Below are 19,796 nucleotides of genomic sequence, written 5' to 3'. Positions count from 1 at the left end.
CGTCAGTGATTCAATGAAAATGGGGCAAGACTTCACAGTGCGGTGAAATCGATTGCCTGATAGGTATCGGCGCCAATCCCGGCAAAGCTGAGCAATGCCGGCAATTGTGTAACAAATCCTTGGAAACTGTGATCGCCGCCGGCCTGGATGCGCAAGGCACAGGCCCGGTAATACTGCTGGGCAAGGCGATAATCCAGCGTTTCATCCCCGGTCTGCAACCATACCTGATAACGCTGCGGATCCTGCGGCGCCGGCACTTCCAGCTCGGCCAGAGCCGTCACGTGGTCGTGGGTCAGCTCCCAGGTTTCGTCGGTGTACAGGTTTTTCTGGGTGCCCAGGTATCCGTCGAACATCCGGTGCGGACTGACGGCCGGGTTGACCAGCAGGGCTTTCAGGCCATGGCGCTCGGCCAGGTGAGTCGCATAGTAGCCGCCGAGCGAGCTTCCCACCAGCAATGGCCGGCCGAGTTCGGCGATTGCCTGTTCCAGCTGACCGATGGCTTGGCGCGGGTGGTGATGCAGCGCCGGCACACGCAGTTGATCGCTCAAACCCAGCCGCTCCATTACCTCGACCAGCTGACAGGCCTTTTTCGAGGCCGGCGCACTGTTGAAACCATGGATATAGAGAATCGAACCGGACATTTGAGCTCCCTGGGCGTCGGCTGAAGATAGCGGAGTTTACAGGGAGTCTTGGTGGGTTGGGCCAGCTGTCCATTCGTTATCAAAAATAGCCTTGTTAGCTGATCAGATAACAAAGCAAAATTTGATAACAAATAAGGAACTTTCGTTGTTTATCCGTACTGATAAACTATTCTGCATCGATAACCTTGGCTGATCACCCCCGAAAAAATTGGGATCAAGCATGCAAAACAAAGTATCTGATCATCACGAAAAGAGCCTGCTGGCCGGTTTCGTTTCGGCGCTTGAGGAAGCGACCGGTGTTTCGGTCATACGCATCTGCGAGCAGGCTCAAAGCGAAGGAAGCGTGCTGGATGCCGTAGTAGAAGCCACTGCATCTGAAGAACAGTGGCATGTCCCGATCGAGATTCTGAACGAAGGCTATCCCCGCGATGTTCGAGATGCGGCGTGGACACTGGAGGGTTATCGCGCCCGGCTTCGCGCAAATGCTCATGAAAAAAACGTGATACCCATGGTTATTGCGAAACACCTGAGCAAAGGTGCCCGCGAAGAGTTGAAAGTAAGAAACATCGGTTACTACGACTCAAGCGGCTCCATGCATCTACGCCATGATCGGTGGCTGATCCACATCGAGCGCCCTTACGCAGGCAAAAAAGAGGTGGGCACCTTCTCTCTCTTCAGCCGCTCCAGAGAGAAAGTGATACACGCTCTTCTCCACCTGAAGGGAGACTGGTTCACCGGCTATCAGCTTGCTGAGGCATCTGAAACATCCGTCTACTCGGTCTCCGTTGTACTCAAGGAGCTCGAAAAACTCGAATGGCTGGTTACATCCGACGGACGCGGCCGGGACCAGCGCCGTAAACTCAGCCAACCGGGAAAGCTGCTCGACGCCTGGGCTGCCGCCCGCCAGAAATCCAAAGAAACGAAATCTCGCTGGTATCTATTCTCCTCGAGCCCTGAAAATCTCCTCACTCAAGTCTCGCTGACGGCGATGAAGTCAGGCATCCCGGACGACTGGGCAGTGACGGGGGCGACTGCTGCAAACGCACTATCACCTCTTTTGACCGGAGTCGATGTCGCCGAGATCGCAATCCCTTCGGAGTCCGTCAGCGATTTTGTGGCAGCTTTGGCACTGAAACCCGCCGAGAAAGGCTCGAACATCGTACTGATTGAGCGCAGCGGCGCAGAAATGCTGTTCCGCCAAAAGCATGAGGGAACATGGTTTGCCAGCCCCTTTATTCAATACATCGACCTGCTGAATGGTCGCGGAAGAAACAAGGAACTGGCCGCCCGGTTTCGTGCAGACATTCTAAGGATCTGATGATGGCTGTGGCCCCCAAGCCTAAAACCGCTGACGGCTACTCCAGCGACCATACCAATGCTTGCGAGCAGGTTCTCGTCACGCTGCTGGGCGCATTCGGAACCCTTAAAGCAACGATTCGACTGGTTGGCGGCCTCGTCCCGCGTTACCTCACGCCCGAAGCGCCTCCGAACATTCCGCCACATGCAGGCACATCGGATGTAGACGTGGTCCTCAACCTTCAAGTGATCGCCGAGGGCGGAGGCTATGCATCATTGGCCCAGCAGTTGGCCGAACGGGGCTTTGAACGCTTCACGGAAGACAATGGGTGGGCATCCGCCTGGCGCTGGCAACGGCGTATTTCCGACCGGCATGTTGTACTCGTCGAGTTTCTCAGAGGCGCTATCGAGCAAAAACCGTTCTCGACGATATCCATCGATGGTGAAGAGGTTTCCGCCCTCGCTATAGAGCATGCGGAAATCACTCATGACTGGTTCGAAGAAAAACGCGTGACCGCAACGCTGCTGGATGGCAAAGGCATTGCGATTGAAGATGTCCGGTATAAGGATCTGGTAGCGTTCATCATCCTCAAGGCGCTTGCATTCGACAGCCGTGGAGAACCCAAGGACGCAGGCGATCTGATTCACGTCATGCAATACGCCGGCCCTGCGCAATACATATCCGATCAGTTCCTGATCAAGCTCCAAAGTGGCAAACATGCTGATGCTCTGGAAGCAGGCCTGGACGCTCTGCAAAGAAAATTTGCGGAAGGAAATGGTGTGGAAGGATACCTTTTGACCGGCCCGGTGCTGTATGGCCAGTTCATCTACGGCAACGATGAGGAAACTTCAGAGCAGCGCATTCGAGCCCAACGATATGCAGCCGGTCTCGTGACGCAAGTGCTTCGATTGATCCGCACCTGAGGTGAACCCGCACGGACGAAGAAATCAGTAACCGTCGGAGCCGTAATCAACCTGAAAATCGAAACCCGTGACACGCTCTACACCGGTCTCGATCCGCCCATCCGGCAGCAATCGCAACCAGCGATACCCCGGTGCCTGTTCGCCGACCTTGAAGTCTTCGCTGCCTGGCTCGAACTGAATGCAGGTCGACGGCGACGCCATCAGCCTTACGCCGTTGCGTTCGCGGTCGATCTCCTGATGGACATGTCCCCACAGCACCGCACGGGCCTGCGGGAAACGGTCGAGCACTTCGAAAAACGCCTCGGGATTGCGCAAGCCGATCGGCTCCATCCAGGCGCAACCGATCGACACGGGATGATGGTGGAAGCACACCAGATGATGGCGATCCGGCGCTTCGCTCAGGGAGCGGGCGAGCAATTGCAGTTGGTCATCCTGCAAATACCCCGGCACCGATCCGGGCACCGCCGAATCGAGCAGGGTCACGCGCCAGTTGCCGACATCCACCACGGACTCCAGCAGCGCGCTCTTCACAGTCGCCTGAGCCATGATCTGCGGTTCGTCGTGGTTACCGGGGATCCAGCGGGCCGGCGCATCGATCTGTGCCGTCATCTGCCGGAATTGCTGGTAGGACTCCAGCGTACCGTCCTGGGACAGGTCGCCGCTGGCAACGATCAGGTCGATCCGCGGTTGCTGTTCGAGCACCAGCTCGATGACTTTTTGCAGGCTCTCGCGGGTGTTCATGCCCAGCAGCGTTCCGTCCGCCTCGGCGAACAGATGACTGTCAGAGAGTTGCACCAGCAACGCCGTGTCGGCGGTGGTCAAAGTCGATACGCTCGGCAAGGCGTTCTCCCCCGGGATCGCGGGACTGGATAGGTGCGGCAATTATGCGGGGGGACAGCGCAAAGAGAAACCGGCGAACCGGACGCAGTTCACAACTTGCGGCGGTTATCGGACCGCCGCGTATTCGTGTCCGCACGCCAGGCAATGACTCAGCCATTCGCCCAGGAACAGATTGAGCTGGGCCTTTTCGTCCGGCTGATGCATGGCCGCATTCGGGTAAGGATAGACGCCGCGAAAACGTCGCGCATGCTCGGCGCTGATCACCTCGGCCATGCGCGCGTCGTGATAGACCTGCACTTCCAGTTGCGGCACCGGCAGCCACGGCAGGCTGTGTTCCTGACGCACTTGCAGGGTCGTGGTGTACGGACAGGCCTGCAGCACTTCCAGGGTCAGCACGCCGAGCATCTGGTCGCCCTGGGTCACGGCGATGCGCCGTGCCTCCGGGTCGCTGCGCATGTCCGGCAACAGTCGCATCAGGCGCGCGTAGTTCGCCTCGCAGGCGGCTTGCAGGCCCACGAGGTCGACGCGGTAGCGATCGCGCAGCTTGTTTACGACCATAGCCCCCTCACTTCGGCGCGATTGAGCGCCAGCCACTGCAAGGCGATGATGCTCGCCGCATTGGCAATCCGTCCGTCACGTACGGCCTGCAAGGCATCTTCAAAAGCCCAGACCGTGACGCGAATATCTTCAGCTTCTTCCTCCAGCCCATGCAGGCCGCCCGCGCCTTCGGTGCTGCAACGCCCCAGATACAAATGCACGAATTCGTTGCTGCCGCCCGGCGATGGAAAGTATTTGGTCATCGGCCACAGGGCCTTGATGTCCAGCCCAGCTTCCTCCTGTGCCTCCCGGTGAGCAACTTCTTCCGGCTGTTCGTCCTTGTCGATCAGACCGGCGACCAGTTCCACCAGCCAAGGGTTGTCCGCCTTGCCCAGAGCGCCGACGCGAAACTGCTCGATCAGCACCACTTCGTCGCGCTGCGGATCGTAGGGCAGCATGCACACCGCATCGTGGCGCACGAACACTTCACGATTGATTTCGCGGCTCATGCCACCGGCGAACAGTTCGTGGCGCAAGTGCAGACGGTCGAGCTTGTAGAAGCCCTTGTAGCACTGCTCGCGTCGCACGATATCGACGGCGGTCGGAATGGCTTTGGCAAAATCGGTCATGAGCATCCTCTTTACTGCAAATCCAATACGAGGCGCCTTACCTGCGACCTCGACTTCGCGCCATCCTAACGCGCCCGTGACGTTTGATGCAGCCCCTTTACTGTCAGCGGGATGGACGGTGGAGGCGAAACCCACTCTAATTAGCTTAGTGGCGAACTGACCGCTTCGTTGAGAGTCGAAGCGGTAACTTTTTGCCTTCCCCTGCTTCAGAAAGGACGCCCATGTCGCTTTTCAAAATCGCCTCCGTGGCCGCCATCGCCCTGACCCTGGGCGCTTGCGCCAGTCTGTTCCAGCCCAACTACCGCACGCCGCTGGAAACCACCCGCGACGCCTCGGAAACGCTGAAACCCGGTTGCTCCAACCCGGACTGCCCGCTGGTGAACATCGATACGTTGCGCTTCCCGGCAGAACCGGCGCTGGACGGCATCATCGAAAAACGCCTGCTGCAAATGACCCGCACCGCACCGAACGCGCCGGTGGCGCCGACGCTGGCAGCGTATCGCGAGCAGTTCCTGGCCAACGCCGGCCCGCGCAACAGCAGCTATTTGCAGGCGAAAGTACGCGAGCAGCATGACGGTCTGGTGATCATCGAAACCTCGAGCTACCTGGACACCGGCGGTGCCCACGGTACGCCGGGACGCGGTTTCATCAACTATTCGCGTCAGCAGCACAAGGTGCTGACCCTGTCGGACATGCTGCTGCCGGGTCAGGAAGAGGCGTTCTGGAAAGCCGCGCAGGTGGCGCACAACAGCTGGCTGATCAGCACCAAGCTCGATCAGGAACCGGAGTTCGTGAAGAGCTGGCCATTCGTCAAAACCCCGAACGTGGCGCTGACCTACGGCGGCGTGATCCTCAAGTACGACGTGACCACCATCGCGCCGTATGCGCTGGGCCACGTCGAACTGAAGATCCCTTACCCGCGCCTGAACGGCATTCTCAAACCCGAGCTGTTTCCCGGCCGTAACTGAAAGCCCGACCGAGCACGAGTTGCAGCAGCCCTGCCAGCACCAGCGCCGGCAGGGTCGCACCGACATCCGGATACAGATTGGCCAGCAAGTGATAGGTGCTGATGCCACCCAGCCAGGCCAATAGTGCCGGCCAGCGCAACGCGGCGGACGCCACCTGGGCACTGCGCTTGCGCAGGATGAAGTGATCCACCAGCACCACGCCGAACAGCGGCGCAAACACCGAACCGATCAGCAGCAGGAAGTTCTGGTATTGCGCCAATGGCGCAAGCAAGGCGATCAGGGTGCAGATCACGCCGATGGCCAGCGCCAGATGCTCGACTTTCAGGCGCAACAGAATCCCGCTGGAAACCGCGGCCGAGTGAATATCGGCGAAAGCGTTTTCCGACTCGTCCAGCAAAATCAGCAACAGCGGAATGCCCAGACCTGCGCCGGCCAGCGCCAGCAGCAGCGCGTTGACTTCACCGCTCGGCGCGAAGGCCAGGGTGTAGGCCACGCCGAGGCTCATCAGCCAGAAGTTGCCGATGAAGAAACCGATTGCCGTGCCGCCGAATACGTTCTTCGCCCGCTGGCCGAAACGCGAGTAGTCGGCGATCAGTGGCAGCCACGAAAGCGGCATCGCAATCGCAATGTCGAAGCCCACGGCGAGCGGCATCGAGCCATCCCCGGCCTGTGCCCACAAGGCGGCGAGGTCTGCCTTGGCGAACAGGTTCCAGGTCAGCCAGATGCACGCGGCCAGAATCAGCCAGATGCCCCACTTGCGTAGAATCTTGCGCACAAACGTCAATGGCCCGCTGACCGCGAGCAAGGTCGCCAGCGCACCAAAGCACAAAGTCCACAGCATCGGACTGGCCCACAGCGAACCTTCGCTGAACGCACGGGTGCCGAGCAGGCTGGCCGCATCGCGCATGACGATGATTTCGAACGAACCCCAACCGATCAGTTGCAGCAGGTTGAGCAGCGCCGGCAGGCTCGCGCCTTTGCTGCCGAGGCTGAGTTTCAGCGCGGCCATCGACGACAGGCCGGTGTCGCTGCCGATCACGCCAACGGCGGCCAGCAACAGGACCCCGACCAGGGTGCCGAGGAAGATCGCCAGCAGCGATCCCGACAGGCCCAGCCCCGGCGCCAGCAATGCACCGGTCTGCAAGACCATCAGGCCGATGCCGAGGGAAAACCACAGGGAAAACAGATCGCGACCGCCGAACACACGCTGGTTGGCGGGCACGGCGAGGTCGGGGGAATAAGTACAGGGTTGAATGCTCAAGGGTGTTATCTCGGAGGAGTATTTTTTGTCATTGAGATCTTTGGCACCAGTTCTGACGCCTTCGCGAGCAAGCCCGCTCCCACATTCAAATCCCGCTGTTCACAAAATCTGTGTTCACAGGAGATCCAGTGTGGGAGCGGGCTTGCTCGCGAAGAGGCCAGCACAGACGCCGCAGAATTCAGGTCAGATCAAACCTTCTTGTACAGCTGACTGCCTTCCTTCTTGAACCGCTCGGCCTGTTCCGCCAGGCCCTGGGCGACGTCCACGTCGACCGCGTCGATCCGCTGGTTGGCTGCGTATTCGCGGACTTCCTGAGTGATCTTCATCGAGCAGAATTTCGGCCCGCACATCGAACAGAAATGCGCGACCTTCGCCGAGTCCTTCGGCAGGGTTTCATCGTGATACGAACGGGCAGTGTCCGGGTCCAGACCCAGGTTGAACTGGTCTTCCCAACGGAATTCGAAACGCGCCTTGCTCAAGGCGTTGTCGCGGATCTGCGCGCCCGGATGCCCCTTGGCCAAGTCCGCTGCGTGAGCGGCGATCTTGTAGGTGATGATCCCGGTCTTCACGTCATCCTTGTTCGGCAGACCCAGGTGTTCCTTCGGCGTCACGTAGCAGAGCATCGCGCAACCGAACCAGCCGATCATCGCCGCACCGATGCCGGAGGTGATGTGGTCGTAGCCCGGTGCAATGTCGGTGGTCAGCGGGCCGAGGGTGTAGAACGGCGCCTCGTCGCAGCACTCCAGCTGCTTGTCCATGTTCTCTTTGATCAACTGCATCGGCACGTGGCCCGGGCCTTCGATCATGCATTGCACGTCGTGCTTCCAGGCGATCTTGGTCAGCTCACCGAGGGTTTCCAGTTCGCCGAATTGCGCCTCGTCGTTGGCGTCGGCAATCGAGCCCGGACGCAGGCCGTCGCCCAGCGAGAAGCTGACGTCGTAGGCCTTCATGATTTCGCAGATTTCGTCGAAGTGGGTGTAGAGGAAGTTTTCTTTGTGGTGCGCCAGGCACCACTTGGCCATGATCGAACCGCCACGGGAGACGATGCCGGTCACACGCTTGGCGGTCAGCGGCACGTAGCGCAGCAAGACGCCGGCGTGGATGGTGAAGTAGTCGACGCCCTGCTCCGCCTGCTCGATCAGCGTGTCGCGGAATAGCTCCCAGGTCAGGTCTTCGGCGACGCCATTCACTTTTTCCAGCGCCTGATAAATCGGCACGGTGCCGATCGGCACTGGCGAGTTACGGATGATCCACTCGCGGGTTTCGTGGATGTGCTTGCCGGTGGACAAGTCCATCACGGTGTCCGAGCCCCAGCGAATGCCCCAAGTCAGTTTCGCCACTTCTTCTTCGATGGACGAACCCAGCGCGCTGTTGCCGATGTTGCCGTTGATCTTCACCAGGAAGTTACGGCCGATGATCATCGGTTCCAGTTCGACGTGGTTGATGTTGGCCGGAATGATCGCGCGGCCACGGGCGATTTCTTCGCGCACGAACTCAGGAGTGATTTCTTTCGGGATGCTCGCGCCGAAGCTGTGGCCGGCGTGCTGCTGCTTCAACAGACCGGCAGCGCGGGCCTCTTGCAGCTTCATGTTTTCGCGGATGGCGACGTATTCCATCTCGGCGGTGATGATGCCTTTGCGCGCGTAGTGCATCTGGCTGACGTTGGCCCCGGCCTTGGCGCGGCGCGGGTTGTTGACGTGGGCGAAGCGCAGCTTGGTCAGCTCCGGATCGGCCAGACGCTCCTGGCCGAAGTTCGAGCTCAGGCCTGGCAGGCGCTCGGTGTCGCCACGGTCGTCGATCCACGCCGAACGTACGTCGCCCAGGCCTTTGCGCACGTCGATCACCACATTCGGATCGGTGTAAGGGCCGGAGGTGTCGTAGACGGTGACCGGCGCGTTGATTTCGCCGCCGAAGTCGGTCGGGGTCACATCGAGGGTGATTTCGCGCATCGGCACGCGGATGTCCGGGCGGGAGCCCTGAACGTAGACTTTTTGCGAACGAGTGAACGGCTGAACCGACTGCTCGTCGACCTTGGCCGAGTCACTCAGGTTGATCGCGTTTTTAGATTTTGTAGTCATCACGGGCTCTCCAGACAGCATCCAGGCAGTGGATTGTCGGAGCAGAACCTGAAAGGCACGGACGCACCAGGACTGGTGCTGTGCATCGTCGTCGAGCGTTCGATTGTCGAACAATATCCCGGACGAAGCACAAGAGGACTCGCCGGGTGACGAGAAATCTTGTTCCCTACGCAGGCGCTAACCTGATCAGGTTCAACGGGATCCGAAATTATTCGATCTCAGCCTCATAGCAAGGCACCCCGACAAGAACCCGGCCAGTCTAGACACAACCGGCAAAGAACGCCAACACCGCTGCAAACACCATGATGAATGGCGCAATTGGCAGATTGTTGCCTGCCGCCTGCGCAACTACACTCGCTACGCCATGCTGCGCCTTGACGCTGCATGGGCCGCGCCTTACCTTTGGCGCCCGGATTATTTCCATAATATTCATGCTAGGGATCGCCTCATGCTGCGCAAACTCTCACTGGCTGTTGCCGTGTCTTGTGCGTCCACCGCCACGGTCTGGGCAGCAGAAGCGCCTTTATCGACCAAGACTGATCTGGTCAGCGTCTATCAGGAAGCGGTCGACAACAACGCCGACCTGGCCGCCGCCCGCGCCCAGTACGGCGCGCAGAAAGAAGTCGTGCCCCAGGCCCGCGCCGGGCTGCTGCCGAACTTGTCCGGTGGCGCCCAGGTCGCCAATGTGCGCACCGACATCGATCAGCCGTCGGCCGTCGCCAACCGCAGCGCCCAGTCGTATCAGGCGACCTTGGCGCAACCGCTGTTCCGCGCCGATCGCTGGTTCCAGTACCAGGCCGCCAAGGACGTCAACGAGCAGGCCGCGCTGCAACTCTCGGCCACCGAGCAGAACCTGATCCTGCAGACCGCCGAAAGCTACTTCAACGTGTTGCGCAGCCAGGACAACCTGGCCTCGACCAAGGCTGAGGAAGCCGCGTTCAAGCGCCAGCTCGACCAGTCCAACGAGCGCTTCGATGTGGGCCTGTCGGACAAGACCGACGTGCTGCAATCGCAAGCCAGTTACGACACTGCCCGCGCCAACCGGATCGTCGCCCAGCGTCAGGTCGATGATGCGTTCGAAGCGCTGATCACACTGACCAACCGTCAGTACAACTCGATCCAGGGCATCGTCCACACGTTGCCGATCCTGCCGCCGGCGCCGAACGACGCCAAGGCCTGGGTCGATACCGCCGCGAAACAGAACCTCAATCTGCTGGCCAGCAACTACGCGGTCAGCTCCGCCGAACAGACCTTGAAACAGCGCAAGGCCGGCCACCTGCCGACTCTCGACGCCGTGGCGAAGTACGAGAAAGGCGACAACGATTCGTTTGGCTTCAGCAACCCGAATGCTTTCGGCACGCCGTATGGCGGCAACGTCGAACAACGCACCCTGGCGTTGCAGGTGAACATCCCGATCTACAGCGGCGGGCTGACCAGCTCTCAGGTGCGCCAGTCTTACGCGCAACTGGATCAGACCGAACAGCAACGTGAAGGCCTGCGCCGGCAGATCGTCGAGAACACCCGCAACCTGCACCGCGCGGTGAACACCGACGTCGAGCAGGTACAGGCGCGCCGCCAGTCGATCATCTCCAACCAGAGCGCGGTGGAAGCCACGGAAATCGGTTATCAGGTGGGGACGCGCAACATCGTCGACGTACTCGACGCCCAGCGTCAGCTGTACACCTCGGTGCGCAACTACAACAACACCCGCTACGACTACATCCTCGACAACCTGCGCCTGAAGCAGGCGGCGGGGACGTTGAACCCGGGTGACTTGCAGGATCTGACGCGTTATTTGAAAGCTGACTACAACCCGGACAAGGATTTCCTGCCACCGGATCTGGCCAAGGCTGCCGAAGCCCAGCTCAAGGCCCGGCCTTAAACAAAAAACGCAGCCCTGAGGCTGCGTTTTTTTATGGGCGGTCGATCAACCTTCCCAGGCCATCGAGCAAACGTTGCAACGCGCCCTGATTGCGGCGCATCACACTCAGCCCGGCTTCTGCCATGCGCTGTGCATCGCGCGGCAGTTCGAACAGACGCTGCACTTCTGTCGCCAGACCTTCGGCGTCATCGACCTCGGCCAACGCCCCGGCGCTGAGCAATTGCGCGGCGATGTCGAGGAAGTTGAACAGGTGCGGGCCGCTGATCACCGGCTTCGCCAGCGCTGCCGGTTCCAGCAGGTTGTGACCGCCGTTGGGCACCAGACTGCCGCCGACGAACGCGCTGTCGGCCAGGGCATAGAGAAACAGCAATTCGCCCATGGTGTCGCCGAGCAGCACCGAAGTCTGTGCATCGACGCTTGCGCCAGTGGAGCGACGCACCGTGGCAAAACCTTCACGCTGGCACAACTCGAATACCGAGTTGAAACGCTCCGGATGGCGTGGCACCAGAATCAGCAGCGCATCGGGATGGTTGGCCAGCAAACGACGGTGAGCGTTCAGCACCACCTCGTCTTCGCCTTCATGGGTGCTGGCGGCGATCCATACCGGTCGCTCCAGCGCCTGCCATTGGCCACGCAGTTCAGCAGCGCGTTGCAGCAGTTGCGGGTCGATGGTCAGGTCGAACTTGATCGAGCCGGTGACTTCGACTGTCTCCGGGCGCGCACCGAGATCGCGGAAGCGCTGGGCTTCGGCCTCGGTCTGCACGGCGAACAGGCTCATCTCGGTGAGCATCGGCGCGGTCAGTTTGCTGAACCGGCCATAACCTTTGGCCGAACGCTCGGACAGGCGTCCGTTGGCCAGCGCCACCGGAATCCCGCGTTTGGCGCATTGGTGAATGTGATTCGGCCAAAGTTCGGTTTCCATGATCACCGCCAGTTTCGGCTGCACGCGATCCAGAAAACGCGCCGCCGCGCAGGGCAAATCGTAAGGCAAGTAGCAATGCTGGATGCGCGGCTCGTTGGCGAACAGCGCGTGAATGCGCTCCGAACCGGTCGGCGTCATGCAGGTCACGGTGATTGGCAGCTGTGGATAACGTTGCAGCAGTGCACGGATCATCGGTGCGGCGGCGATGCTTTCGCCCACGGACACGGCGTGAACCCAGATGCCGCCCGGTTGCAGGGTCGGCATGCCGTAGGAGAATCGTTCGCCAATCCGCTTGGCATACGCCGGTGCCTTGCGCGAGCGCAGCCACAGCCGAATCGCCACCAATGGCAGCCCCAGGTAAAACAGCGCGGTGTAGAGAGTTCTATTCATGGCGGCGGAGTTTATCGGCTTTTGCCGCCGATCGCCCGCAGGTGTATGGCAAATCGCTCCGCCAGCCAACGGGCGGCCGGCCCGAGGGGTTCGTCGCGGCGCCAGACCAGTTCCACCACCAGCGCCGGCGGCGTCCATTCGCTGTCCAGTTCCACCATCAGGCCCTGATACGCCGAGTATTGCACCACGTGGCGCGGCAGCCAGGCCCAGCCAAGGTCACGCACCAGCCATTCAGCCATCACGTAGAAACTGTCGGCGCGCCAGACCTGCGGACTGGCCGGTTCGCTGCCGGGATAGACGCTGCTCTGAGTCGACATCAGCAATTGCCGATGCTGAGCAAGCTGCTGGCAGTTGACCCGGGATTGCGCTGCCAGCGGATGATTGACACCGCAGACCGTGACCATTTCCACGCTGCCCAGCACCCGACGCTCCAGCGCTTCGGGGATTTCGTCGTGATAGAACAGCAGCCCGAGATCGGCCCGACGCTCCACCAGTTTGCGCGAGACTTCACCCTGGGCGGCGCTGGTCAGTTGCACCTCCAGACTCGGAAACTGCTCGGCCAGCGCGCCGAAGCTTTCCACCAGCGCCTGATAAGGCATCGCCTCGTCCTGGGCCACCCGCAGTTGCGCTTCCTGCCCGCGCATCATGGCCACGGCCCGACCGTTCAGGCGCTCGCACTGGCGCAACACTTCACGCGCCTCTTCAAGCAAAGCTTCACCCGTTTCGGTAAGACTCGGCTGGCGACCACTGCTACGCTCGAACAGACTGACACCGAGGTCGTCCTCGAGCATGGCAATCGCGCTGCTGATCGCCGACTGCGCCTTGCGTTGCTGACGCGCCACGGCGGAAAACGAACGCTGTTCAGCCACCGCGACAAACACCCGCAACTGCTCCAGATTCCACTGCATGCTCATCGGCCAACCCATCTTGTAAACAGATAGGTAATGACTTTACCCCATCTGGTGAATCACTAGAATGCCGCCTCAGAAAGCAACGCTACACACGAGGATTTGAACATGAACGCTTACGTCTACCTGGCCATCGCCATCTGTGCCGAAGTGATCGCGACCGTTTCGATGAAAGCCGTCAAAGGTTTCAGCACGCCTTTGCCACTGGTGCTGGTCATCGTCGGCTACGCCATCGCGTTCTGGATGCTGACCCTGGTGGTGCGCAGCGTGCCGGTGGGCGTGGCCTACGCGGTGTGGGCCGGCATGGGCATCGTGATGGTCAGCGTCGCGGCGCTTTTCATTTATGGGCAGAAGCTGGATGTCCCGGCAATGCTCGGGATGGCGCTGATCGTGCTCGGCGTGGTGGTGATTCAGCTGTTCTCGAAAACCGCCGGCCATTAATCCTGACCTAAGCCCTTGCAGGCAATCGTGCCGGCAAGGGCTCATGCCTTCCCTCTGTTGATCATCGACAAATCCCCTTTTCCCCGAGTCTGTATACTGCGCCCTCGTCTTGAACACTGAGGTCGTTGCATGCCATCTCCAATTTCCACCGACGTGCTGATTGTCGGCGCGGGTGTCGCCGGTCTCTGGCTGAACGCGCGCCTGCGTCGCCAGGGTTTCTCGACCGTGCTGGTGGAAAGCGCCAGCCTCGGCGGCGGGCAGAGCGTGAAGTCCCAGGGCATCATTCACGGCGGCGCCAAGTACGCGTTGCACGGTGCGCTGACCGGCGCCTCGGAAGCCATCGCCGACATGCCGCGCCGCTGGCGTGAAGCCCTGGCCGGTAACGGCGAACTGGATCTGAGCGGCGTGCGCCTGCTGTCCGAAGCCCATTACCTGTGGTCGCCGGGCACCCTGGCCGGCAACCTCACCAGTTTCTTCGCCAGCAAAGCGGTGCGTGGCCGGGTCGATCAGGTCAAGGGCGATCAACTGCCGCCGGCCCTGCAAGACAAACGCTTCAAGGGCAAGGTCTACCGCCTCGCCGAACTGGTGATCGATGTACCGAGCCTGATCCAGCGTCTGGCCGACCTGTCGGGTGACGGTCTGCTGGCCGGCCAGACCATCGAGCCGCTGCTGGAAAGCGGCGTGCTGGTTGGCTTGAAAGTCGATGGCCGCGAGATCTGCGCCCAGCGCATCGTGCTCAGTGCCGGTGCCGGTACCGCCGACCTGCTGACTGCTTTGGGCCTGACTCATCCGGCCATGCAACGCCGGCCACTGCACATGATCATCGCCAAGGGCCCGGGCCTGAAGCCGCTGTACGCGCACTGCCTCGGTGGCGGCACCAAGCCGCGCATCACCGTGACCACCCACCCGGCCGCCGACGGTCAGTGGGTCTGGTATCTGGGCGGCGACATTGCCGAATCCGAAGGCGTGGCCCGTGAGCCGGCCGAACAGATCGCCACCGCCCAGAAAGAACTCGGTCAGCTATTGCCATGGATCGACCTGAGCACCGTGCAATGGGCGACCCTGCGCGTCGATCGCGCCGAACCACTGCAAACCGGCCTGACCCGTCCGGACAACGCCTTCCTCGCTGAAGAAGGTCGCCTGCTGGTGGGCTGGCCAACCAAACTGGCCCTGGCGCCGGACTTCGCTGACCGGGTGATCGCGTCCCTGCAACGCGACGGCATCCAGCCGAGCCACTCGGCTCCGCTACCAGAATTGCCAAAACCACCGATGGGCGTTCCCGCCTGGGAGCAACTGCTGCCATGAGCCTGCCGACCCTGCACGATCTGCATCGCCCGCTGGGCAGCACCGGCCTGCTGGTTTCGCCGCTGGGCCTGGGCACCGTCAAACTCGGTCGCGACCAGGGCGTGAAATACCCCAACGGCTTCCAGATCCCCGACGACGATGCCGCGCGCATGCTGCTCAAACAGGCGCGGGAGCTGGGTATCAATCTGATCGACACCGCCCCGGCCTACGGCCGCAGCGAAGAACGCCTCGGCCCGCTGCTGCGCGGTCAGCGTCAGGACTGGGTGATCGTCAGCAAGGTCGGCGAAGAATTTGTCGACGGCCAGTCGACCCACGACTTCAGCGCCGCTCACACACGAATGTCGTTGGAGCGCAGCCTGCAACGTCTTGAAACCGATTTTATCGACCTGGTGCTGGTGCACTCCGACGGTAACGATCTGGCGATCCTCAACGACAGCGAAGTCTACGCAACCCTCGCGGCACTCAAGGCCGAGGGCAAGATTCGCGGCTTCGGCTTTTCCGGCAAAACCGTCGACGGTGGCCTCAAAGCACTGGAGCAAGGCGACTGCGCGATGGTCACCTACAATCTGAACGAACAAAACGAGAAGGCGGTCATTGACTATGCTGCTGCCCACGGCAAAGCCATTCTGGTGAAGAAGGCCCTGGCCAGCGGTCATGTGTGCCTGAGTCCCGGCGTGGATCCGGTACGCGCCAGCTTCGAGTTGCTGTTCGCCCAGCCCGGCGTGGCCAGTGCCATCGTCGGGACAATCAATCCGCTGCACCTCGCCCATAACGTTGCGACCGTTGCCCAGGTCCTTCGTGGTCACTGACGCCGCCTCGCGGCCTTAAGCAGGAGCCGACATGCCGCGTACGCTCATCAGAAAGAACCCGAGCAACTTCAAGACGCTGCCGCTGTTCGTCGAAGCCACGCCGGAAGGCCTGACCTACCAGAGCGTGGGCATGCCGCTGAATTTCGCCCAGACCCTGCAGCGGCGCAAACCGGTCAGCGTGGCCGACGCCGAGCGGTTTGCGCTGGAGCTGGCCAACCTCGGCGTCTCGGTACGCCTGACCCTGCACTGGCAGAATCGCGATTACTGGGTGCTGGTGCGCCAGCGTCGGCAGGATCGCGGCGATGTGGTGCTCAAGTTGATTTCCGGTTACGTACCAGCCCATGAGCTGAACATTCCGCTGCACACGGCGATCCAGGAGATTGCCGAAGAGTGCCTGCTGGAAACCCCGGAAGGCTGGCTCGGCGGGCGCTTCAACGACACCTGGCTGCCGGCGCCGTACGCCTCGGCGCTGCATTATCGCGAGGCCCTGCCCTTTCGCCTGACGCCGCTGTCCGGTTCGGCCCGGCCGGTGCGCTGCGCCAATCTGCAATTGCTCGAACGGCCGAGGGCCTACGTGCATTTGCCGACCGCGTCGCTGCAATTGATCTACGACTTGCGGCTGGACGTGCCCAAGGAAGCCAAGAACCTCAGCCTGTTTCATGTCGATGAACGGCTGGAAGGCGATCAACTGGTCGCCCGGCTCGACCGCAAACGCCCCGATCTGTACTTGATGCCGTTGCAGGACAGCGAACCGCTGCCCGAGCTGTACACGCTGAAGAAAGGTCAGTTGTACCCGGCGGGCACTCGCGGCCTGTACCTGGCGGAAAGTTTCGCCCGGCAGGACGGCTGGCTGGTGCGCGATGAGCGGATTCGCTGGAAGGACTGGCTGCGCCAGCAGGGTTTGACCCCGCCGCCCAAGGACACGGGGCTGGCACGGTTGCGCGGCAAGGCGAAGCAACTGCTGAAGAAGATCGTGCCGCGCAAGAAAGTGAACTCCTGAACGGCAAAAGACCGCGCCTGCGAGTGACTCCAGAGAGTCGTCGCAGGCGCGGTCTTCATGTTTGCATCACTCGGACTTGCGGATTTTTTCCACAATCGCCGTGGTCGAGCTGTTTTCCACCAGCCCCAGCACTTTAACGGTGCCACCGTAGGCTTTGACGATATCGGCGCCGACCACTTGATCGATACCGTAATCGCCGCCCTTCACCAGCACGTCCGGCTTGACCTCGCGCAGCAGGTTTTCCGGGGTGCCCTCGGCGAAGCTGATCACCCAGTCCACCGCACCGAGACCGGCGAGAACCGCCATGCGCCGGTCAACGCTGTTGATCGGCCGGCCCGGCCCTTTCAGGCGGCTGACCGAGGCGTCGTCGTTGATCGCGACGATCAGGCGATCGCCCTGGGCCCGCGCCTGCTCGAGGTAGGTCACGTGGCCGGCGTGCAGGATGTCGAAGCAGCCGTTGGTGAACACGATCTTCTCATTGTGCGCCCGGGCATCGGCGACTGCCAGCAGCAGTTGCTCCAGACCCAGCACGCCACGCTCGGAACCTTCTTCACGCTGAATGGCGCGACGCAGTTCCGGGGCGCTGATCGCCGCGGTACCCAGCTTGCCGACCACGATGCCCGCCGCCAGGTTGGCCAGCGCTACCGCGTGCGGCAGTTCTTCGCCAGCGGCAATCGCAGCCGCCAGAGTGGAAATCACTGTGTCGCCGGCACCGGTCACATCGAACACTTCACGGGCCCGCGCAGGCAAATGCAGCGCCGGATGATCCGGACGCAGCAGGGTCATGCCGTGTTCGCCACGGGTCACCAGCAGTGCGCCGAGATCCAGGTCGTGCATCAGCGTCGCGCCCTTGGTCACCAGCTCGTGCTCATCGGCGCAGCCGCCGACGATGGCCTCGAATTCGCTGAGGTTCGGGGTGATCAGGCTTGCGCCACGGTAGATCGAAAAATCCTTGCCCTTCGGGTCGGCCAGCACCGGAATGCCTTTGGCACGCGCGGCCTGGATCAGCGCCTGATGGTTTTTCAGGGCGCCTTTGCCGTAGTCGGACAGCACCAGCACCTTGATGCCTTCGAGCAGATCATCGACCTGCGCGCCGAGGGCCAGTGCGTCGGTGGCGAACGGTTCTTCGAAGTCGATACGCAGCAATTGCTGGTGCCGGCTCATGACCCGCAGCTTGACGATGGTCGGCTGGTGCGCGATGCGCTGGAACAAGGCTCGCACGCCCGCACCCTTGAGGCTGTTGCTCAGGCTGTCGGCGGCTTCGTCGTCACCGGTCACACCGACCAGCGACGCCGGCGCACCCAGCGCGGCAATGTTCAAGGCAACGTTGGCGGCACCGCCCGGGCGGTCTTCGATTTGCTCGACTTTAACGACAGGAACCGGCGCCTCAGGGGAAATCCGTGAGGTACCACCATGCCAGTAACGGTCGAGCATGACATCGCCGACCACCAAGACAGGGGCTTGATCGAATCGCGGCATGGACAACTTCATGGAGCAACCCACATACAAAATGAACAGGGGCGCGATATTAACACAGGGTTGGCGAAGGCTTGTGCGGCGGCTGCAACAGGATGAAACAGCTGGCTTTTTTGCTCATTTTTTAAGCAGAAAAGCCGCCAACCGCTCACAGGCCTCGCTCGGCTCGACCGCTTCCGTGTCGATCCGGCACTCCGCCGCCAACGGCGCCTCGTAAGGGCTGTCGATGCCAGTGAAATGCTGGATACGACCCTGGCGCACCGCCTGATACAAACCTTTCGGATCACGGCGCTCGCACACCGTGAGCGAAGTGCTCACATGCACTTCGATGAAGTCGCCCTCGGCAAACAGTTGCCGCGCAGCATCCCGCTCGGCCCGAAACGGCGAGATCGCCGCGACGATGACGATCAGCCCCGCATCAACCATCAGCCGGGCGACTTCCGCCATGCGCCGGATGTTTTCCCGGCGACCGGCATCGTCCATGCCCAGGTCCCGGCACAGACCATTGCGCACGTTGTCGCCATCGAGCAGAAAGGTGTGCATCCCGAATTGATGCAGGTGCAGCTCCAGCGAATTGGCCAGGGTCGACTTGCCGGCGCCGGACAACCCGGTCAGCCACAGGCAACGCGGCCGCTGTCCCTTGAGCGCGGCTCGCGCCTGGCGGGACAGCGCAAGGCTGTAGGGGCTGATGGCAGGCCGTGTCACCAGACTGTGCAGCGCCTCATTCATAACCGAGCAACTCGTAGTCGCGCTGATAGGCCCGACGCACCAGCCGACGGGTTCGCGCCGAGCAGAACTCCCGCGCCTTCAGCGGTTGGCGCTGCCGGGAGCTGTTGACGTGCGGCAATTGACACACCATCCCCAAACGGTCGCAAACCTGTTTGAAATCCTGTTCCAGATGTTCCTGGTAACCGATGAAGTCCAGGGCCAGATGACCCAGTGAATCGGTGAGAAAGTCGGTCTGTGCGGCAAAGTGCAGCTGCCGCGAGATCGTCTCCGGATGCAGCCAGCGTGCGACAAAATCGTCGAAATCCCGATATTGCCGAACCATCTGCTGAGCGGCGTGATCGCGCCCGCCCAAGGTGTTGCCATGCAAAAAGGCGTAAGCCGAATAGGCGCGCTCCAGCGGATCGCGCACAAAGGCAAATTTGTAGGCCGCGGCATATTGCTCGGGAAATTGCTCTTCGTACCAGTACAACGGCAAGTGTCCGGGACGCCAGCCGTCGAACATCGCCGCGCACAAGCTGCTGCCGGCGCATTTGGGCACGTGGATAAACAGACAGTCGCGCTGCTCGAAGGCAGCGGGAAAGGCCAGACTGGCCGACATCGACTTGTTCACCACTTGCCGGTCGACCACCGACAGGCGCCCCAGCAGAAAGGCCCGCTGCGGCTTGGGCAGCAATTTCCAGAGATAACGTTGCAGCATGCCAGCACCCGCGCGAAGAGGATGGCCCCTTCGATTTGAAGTCAGAGTTCGTTCAGGAACCTT

At 61.5% G+C, this 19,796-nt stretch carries 19 protein-coding genes and 1 riboswitch; of the genes, 8 read left to right on the top strand and 11 right to left on the bottom strand.

What is annotated here, in order from left to right; all coding sequences use genetic code 11:
• Positions 1-32: 32 nt before the first annotated feature.
• Positions 33-641: a YqiA/YcfP family alpha/beta fold hydrolase gene (locus ABTV87_RS02530; protein ID WP_085608482.1), complete on the bottom strand. Its 609-nt coding sequence runs from the start codon at positions 639-641 to the stop codon at positions 33-35.
• A gap of 220 nt (positions 642-861) precedes the next feature.
• On the opposite strand from ABTV87_RS02530, the gene ABTV87_RS02525 reads away from it, so the two are divergent.
• Entirely contained in the window at positions 862-1,959 is a 1,098-nt protein-coding gene (locus ABTV87_RS02525; protein WP_085608481.1) for a type IV toxin-antitoxin system AbiEi family antitoxin, read from the top strand.
• A 2-nt stretch (positions 1,960-1,961) separates the two neighbouring features.
• On the top strand, positions 1,962-2,861 hold the full coding sequence (locus ABTV87_RS02520) for a hypothetical protein (protein ID WP_433898937.1): 900 nt from the start codon (positions 1,962-1,964) through the stop codon (positions 2,859-2,861).
• Between the two features lie 24 nt (positions 2,862-2,885).
• Here ABTV87_RS02520 and cpdA read toward each other — a convergent pair whose 3' ends face one another.
• From cpdA to ABTV87_RS02505, 3 genes are all read right to left on the bottom strand, one after another.
• Entirely contained in the window at positions 2,886-3,701 is an 816-nt protein-coding gene (gene cpdA, locus ABTV87_RS02515) for a 3',5'-cyclic-AMP phosphodiesterase (RefSeq protein ID WP_085608479.1), read from the bottom strand.
• 105 nt (positions 3,702-3,806) lie between these two features.
• Entirely contained in the window at positions 3,807-4,259 is a 453-nt protein-coding gene (locus tag ABTV87_RS02510; RefSeq protein ID WP_007952222.1) for a DUF1249 domain-containing protein, read from the bottom strand.
• Entirely contained in the window at positions 4,250-4,867 is a 618-nt protein-coding gene (locus ABTV87_RS02505; protein WP_007952223.1) for an NUDIX domain-containing protein, read from the bottom strand. The genes ABTV87_RS02510 and ABTV87_RS02505 overlap by 10 nt, the downstream gene beginning before the upstream one ends.
• A 221-nt stretch (positions 4,868-5,088) precedes the next feature.
• Here ABTV87_RS02505 and ABTV87_RS02500 point away from each other — a divergent pair, with 221 nt between their 5' ends.
• Entirely contained in the window at positions 5,089-5,835 is a 747-nt protein-coding gene (locus ABTV87_RS02500; RefSeq protein ID WP_085608478.1) for an RsiV family protein, read from the top strand.
• Here ABTV87_RS02500 and cytX read toward each other — a convergent pair.
• Both cytX and thiC read right to left on the bottom strand, forming a co-directional pair.
• Complete coding sequence (cytX, locus tag ABTV87_RS02495; RefSeq protein ID WP_433898936.1) at positions 5,804-7,096, bottom strand: putative hydroxymethylpyrimidine transporter CytX; 1,293 nt, start codon at positions 7,094-7,096, stop codon at positions 5,804-5,806. The genes ABTV87_RS02500 and cytX overlap by 32 nt on opposite strands.
• Before the next feature lie 188 nt (positions 7,097-7,284).
• Positions 7,285-9,174, bottom strand: coding sequence for a phosphomethylpyrimidine synthase ThiC (thiC, locus tag ABTV87_RS02490; protein ID WP_011332157.1), 1,890 nt, complete (start codon positions 9,172-9,174; stop codon positions 7,285-7,287).
• Positions 9,175-9,320: 146 nt separating this feature from the next.
• Positions 9,321-9,426: riboswitch (TPP riboswitch) on the bottom strand.
• Between the two features lie 196 nt (positions 9,427-9,622).
• Here thiC and ABTV87_RS02485 point away from each other — a divergent pair.
• Complete coding sequence (locus ABTV87_RS02485) at positions 9,623-11,056, top strand: TolC family outer membrane protein (protein WP_085608475.1); 1,434 nt, start codon at positions 9,623-9,625, stop codon at positions 11,054-11,056.
• Positions 11,057-11,087: 31 nt separating this feature from the next.
• Here the strand turns inward: ABTV87_RS02485 and waaA are convergent, their stop codons facing one another.
• Both waaA and ABTV87_RS02475 read right to left on the bottom strand, forming a co-directional pair.
• Positions 11,088-12,368, bottom strand: a complete 1,281-nt coding sequence (waaA, locus tag ABTV87_RS02480) for a lipid IV(A) 3-deoxy-D-manno-octulosonic acid transferase (RefSeq protein WP_433898935.1) — start codon at positions 12,366-12,368, stop codon at positions 11,088-11,090.
• An 11-nt stretch (positions 12,369-12,379) separates the two neighbouring features.
• On the bottom strand, positions 12,380-13,282 hold the full coding sequence (locus tag ABTV87_RS02475; protein ID WP_433898934.1) for a LysR family transcriptional regulator: 903 nt from the start codon (positions 13,280-13,282) through the stop codon (positions 12,380-12,382).
• 102 nt (positions 13,283-13,384) lie between these two features.
• Here ABTV87_RS02475 and ABTV87_RS02470 point away from each other — a divergent pair, with 102 nt between their 5' ends.
• From ABTV87_RS02470 to ABTV87_RS02455, 4 genes are all read left to right on the top strand, one after another.
• The gene (locus tag ABTV87_RS02470) at positions 13,385-13,717 is read left to right on the top strand and encodes a DMT family transporter (protein ID WP_085608473.1); all 333 of its coding nucleotides are present in this window, start codon (positions 13,385-13,387) and stop codon (positions 13,715-13,717) included.
• A gap of 129 nt (positions 13,718-13,846) precedes the next feature.
• Positions 13,847-15,022: an NAD(P)/FAD-dependent oxidoreductase gene (locus ABTV87_RS02465; protein WP_258712794.1), complete on the top strand. Its 1,176-nt coding sequence runs from the start codon at positions 13,847-13,849 to the stop codon at positions 15,020-15,022.
• On the top strand, positions 15,019-15,831 hold the full coding sequence (locus ABTV87_RS02460; RefSeq protein ID WP_433898933.1) for an aldo/keto reductase: 813 nt from the start codon (positions 15,019-15,021) through the stop codon (positions 15,829-15,831). The genes ABTV87_RS02465 and ABTV87_RS02460 overlap by 4 nt, the downstream gene beginning before the upstream one ends.
• Before the next feature lie 31 nt (positions 15,832-15,862).
• A complete protein-coding gene (locus ABTV87_RS02455; RefSeq protein ID WP_221533693.1) occupies positions 15,863-16,831 on the top strand; it encodes a metal ABC transporter ATPase in 969 nt (322 codons plus the stop codon).
• 66 nt (positions 16,832-16,897) lie between these two features.
• On the opposite strand, the gene hldE is transcribed toward ABTV87_RS02455, so the two are convergent.
• The 3 genes from hldE to ABTV87_RS02440 form a co-directional block, all read right to left on the bottom strand.
• A complete protein-coding gene (gene hldE / locus ABTV87_RS02450) occupies positions 16,898-18,322 on the bottom strand; it encodes a bifunctional D-glycero-beta-D-manno-heptose-7-phosphate kinase/D-glycero-beta-D-manno-heptose 1-phosphate adenylyltransferase HldE (protein ID WP_007952241.1) in 1,425 nt (474 codons plus the stop codon).
• 102 nt (positions 18,323-18,424) lie between these two features.
• Positions 18,425-19,036 (bottom strand): adenylyl-sulfate kinase, encoded by a 612-nt coding sequence (cysC, locus tag ABTV87_RS02445; protein WP_262159115.1) that lies wholly within the window; start codon positions 19,034-19,036, stop codon positions 18,425-18,427.
• The gene (locus ABTV87_RS02440) at positions 19,029-19,733 is read right to left on the bottom strand and encodes a sulfotransferase family 2 domain-containing protein (RefSeq protein ID WP_007952246.1); all 705 of its coding nucleotides are present in this window, start codon (positions 19,731-19,733) and stop codon (positions 19,029-19,031) included. Before ABTV87_RS02440 ends, cysC begins: the two co-directional genes overlap by 8 nt.
• Positions 19,734-19,796: the final 63 nt, after the last annotated feature.

This window comes from Pseudomonas sp. PSE1(2024) (assembly GCF_050990555.1).
Taxonomy (GTDB): domain Bacteria; phylum Pseudomonadota; class Gammaproteobacteria; order Pseudomonadales; family Pseudomonadaceae; genus Aquipseudomonas; species Aquipseudomonas aphyarum.
The sequence above is the reverse complement of the archived record's forward strand: the minus strand, read 5'-3'. Positions and strand labels throughout refer to the sequence as shown.